Genomic DNA, 2,693 nt, shown 5'->3' with positions numbered 1-2,693 from the left:
GGTCGCGGTGGTCGCGCTCGGCATCGCCGGCACCCTGTGGCTCGGCGCGCGGCTCGGACTCGGCTGGACCCAGCGCCTGCTCATCGCGTGCGGATTCTCGATCTGCGGGGCGGCCGCGGCGGCCGCCGTCGACGGCATGATCTCCGCGCGAACCCGCGAGCTGCTGACCACGGTCGCTCTCGTCGTCGTGTTCGGCACCGCGATGATCCCGCTGCTGCCGGCGCTCGCGGGTGGTCTCGGACTCGACGGCACCCAGGCCGGGATGTGGGCCGGTGCAGCGGTTCACGAGGTCGCGCAGGTCGTCGCGGTGGGAGGTGCACTGGACACCACGACGGCGGCGGGAGGGGCGCTGACGGTGGCGGTGACCGTGAAACTCGCGCGGGTGGCACTGCTCGCGCCGGTCGCCGCGGGTGTCGGGATCGCGGCCCGGCGCCGCGGTGCGACACCGGCGGACACCCGCAGGCCACCGCTGGTTCCGCTGTTCCTGATCGGATTCCTCGCCTGCGCGGCGCTCCGCGCGACCGGGATGCTGCCCACGACCGTCCTGCAGACCGCACACTCGGTGCAGGTCGCGCTGTTGGCGGCCGCGATGTTCGCGCTCGGCACCGGCGTGCGCCTCGACATGCTCCGCGGGATCGGTTGGCGCCCTGTCGCCCTCGCCGGATTCGCGACGGTGTGGGTCACGGCGATCGCGCTGGCCGGGGTCGTGCTGGTCCACCCGCTCGGACAGCCCGGATAGGGCACACTGCCGTTCATGGAAACCCTGGGTTTCGACGCCGCCGCCGCCGTCCTGGCCGCGCAGCCGTTCAGTGTCCTGGTAGGTGCGCGCCTGAGCGCCTACGCGCCGCCGCGCGCGGTGCTCGAGATTCCGATCCGTCCGGAGCTGCTGCAGCAGTTCGGTTTCGTCCACGGCGGGGTGTTGTCGTACGCGGCGGACAACGCGATCACGTTCGCCGCGGGGACGGTCCTCGGGCCGTCGATCGTCACGACCGGCTTCACGGTGGACTATCTGCGTCCGGCGAAGGGTGTGCTGCTACGCGCCGAGGCCGCAGTCGTCGAATCCACGAAGCGGCAGGCGCTGTGCCGGTGCGAGATCGTCGCTGTCGACGAGGACGGAACCGAGAAGGTGTGCGCGGCGGCGCAGGGCAGCGCGCGGTTGATCGATCTCTCGCGCTAGGACGGGTCTCCCGATCCTTCGCGCCGAAACGGGGAGACCGGCCTAACCGCCCGTCGCGATCAGGACCGCCGACGCGAGGGCGAGCACCGCGACGGTGGCGGTGACGACGAGGTTGCGCCACCAGTGATGCGCGACCGTCCCGGCGGCGAATCGCCGGACCCGCGCCCGGTGGCCGTGGCCGGCGGTGATCAGCAGGTACAGGGCGGGGGCCAGGCACAGCAATCCGATCGAGACGATCGCGACGTCCGGGCCCGGCGTGAATCGCATGAATCCGAGTGCGACGGCGCCGAGCACCGACGCGGTACGCAGCCACGCGAGGCTCGTGCGTTCGGGCTGCAGCCCTGGATCGTCGTGGGTGGCATACGGGCTCATCGGAGGATCGCCACCGTCAGCACCACGGCGGCGACGGCCAGCATCCCGGCCATCAGGAACGCTGCCCACGGCGGCGACAGGGGGCGTTCGGTGCGCATGGCTTCCTCGACGCGCACCCAGCGGATCAGCGCACCGACCACCAGGACAGCGGCGAACACCAGCAGCACGCACGACATCGTCGTGCGGACCGCGGTGCTCACCACGTCCCCACCGAACGTCTCGAGCGCGACCGCGGCTGCGATGATGCCGAGCGACGTACGGATCCACGCCAGGAAGGTCCGTTCGTTGGCGAGGGTGAACCGGGGGTCGGGGTCGGTGCCCTTCCGCAGCGCGCGCGGCCGCCAGTCCCGTGGAGGTGTCGTCACATCTACGAACACTAGACGCGGCGGGCGCGGCGGTTCACGCTACGAGACGTACACCTGGCCGTCGCGAATCTCGGTGGACTTTCTGCGCAGCGGCCGGGTGGCGGGTCCGTGCGCGACCGTGCCGTCGAGGTTGTACCTGCTGCCGTGGCACGGGCAGTTGACGGTGCCACCGCTGACGTCGGCGACCGTGCAGCCCTGATGCGTGCACACCGCGCTGAACGCGAGGACCTCGCCGGCGGTGGGCCTGGTGACCACGATCTCCGGCACGGGGAACACCACGCCGCCGCCGACCGGGACACTGTCGACCGCGACGAGTGGCCCTACCGGTGCGGCGGACGTGCGGTGCGTCTCGGTCCCGGTGCCCGCTCGCGTCGTGGTGGCACCACCGCGGCCGGTGCCTGCGCTCCCGCACGCTGCGGTGGCCGCAGCGGCGACGATCCCGGCGCCGATCAGCACCGTGCGGCGGTCGACGGCGAACCGTTCGGGATCCATGGGTACTCCGATCGTCTGCGTCGGAATCTACTCCGACCGGGAGACGACGGCCCCGGTTCAGCCGACGACGAGATCGGTGCCGCGCGCCTCGACGGGGCGCGTCTTCAGGGGCTTCTTCGCCGGACCCTGTGCGACCGTGCCGTCGAGCCGGAAACGGCTTCCGTGGCAGTTGCACACGATCTCGTCACCTTCGACGCCGCTGATGTTGCAGCCGGTGTGGGTGCAGATCGCGACGAACGCACGGAAGTCGCCGGCGACCGGCTGGGACACGACCAGACGCTTGCCTT

At 71.7% G+C, this 2,693-nt stretch carries 6 protein-coding genes; 2 read left to right on the top strand and 4 right to left on the bottom strand.

What is annotated here, in order from left to right; genetic code table 11:
• On the top strand, positions 1–739 hold a 739-nt coding region (locus ACN675_RS28670; protein WP_420754041.1), incomplete at its 5' end, for a YeiH family protein.
• Positions 740–754: 15 nt separating this feature from the next.
• The gene (locus tag ACN675_RS28665; RefSeq protein ID WP_420754040.1) at positions 755–1,177 is read left to right on the top strand and encodes a PaaI family thioesterase; all 423 of its coding nucleotides are present in this window, start codon (positions 755–757) and stop codon (positions 1,175–1,177) included.
• A 42-nt stretch (positions 1,178–1,219) separates the two neighbouring features.
• Here ACN675_RS28665 and ACN675_RS28660 read toward each other — a convergent pair whose 3' ends face one another.
• The 4 genes from ACN675_RS28660 to ACN675_RS28645 all read right to left on the bottom strand — a co-directional run.
• The gene (locus ACN675_RS28660) at positions 1,220–1,549 is read right to left on the bottom strand and encodes a DUF202 domain-containing protein (protein ID WP_420754039.1); all 330 of its coding nucleotides are present in this window, start codon (positions 1,547–1,549) and stop codon (positions 1,220–1,222) included.
• Positions 1,546–1,914, bottom strand: a complete 369-nt coding sequence (locus tag ACN675_RS28655) for a YidH family protein (protein WP_420754038.1) — start codon at positions 1,912–1,914, stop codon at positions 1,546–1,548. The genes ACN675_RS28660 and ACN675_RS28655 overlap by 4 nt, the downstream gene beginning before the upstream one ends.
• A 39-nt stretch (positions 1,915–1,953) precedes the next feature.
• Positions 1,954–2,406 (bottom strand): ubiquinol-cytochrome c reductase iron-sulfur subunit, encoded by a 453-nt coding sequence (locus tag ACN675_RS28650; protein WP_420754037.1) that lies wholly within the window; start codon positions 2,404–2,406, stop codon positions 1,954–1,956.
• Positions 2,407–2,463: 57 nt separating this feature from the next.
• A partial coding sequence (locus ACN675_RS28645) for a ubiquinol-cytochrome c reductase iron-sulfur subunit (RefSeq protein ID WP_420754036.1) occupies positions 2,464–2,693 on the bottom strand: 230 nt, incomplete at its 5' end.

Origin of the sequence: Rhodococcus sp. O3, assembly GCF_048897285.1 — a bacterium.
Lineage (GTDB): Bacteria > Actinomycetota > Actinomycetes > Mycobacteriales > Mycobacteriaceae > Rhodococcus.
This window is presented reverse-complemented; position numbering and strand designations above follow the sequence as displayed.

Coding starts and splice junctions, on each gene's coding strand:
- ACN675_RS28665 (WP_420754040.1), top strand. CDS start 755: ATGGAAACCCTGGGTTTCGACGCCGCCGCCGCCGTCCTGGCCGCGCAG.
- ACN675_RS28660 (WP_420754039.1), bottom strand. CDS start 1,549: ATGAGCCCGTATGCCACCCACGACGATCCAGGGCTGCAGCCCGAACGC.
- ACN675_RS28650 (WP_420754037.1), bottom strand. CDS start 2,406: ATGGATCCCGAACGGTTCGCCGTCGACCGCCGCACGGTGCTGATCGGC.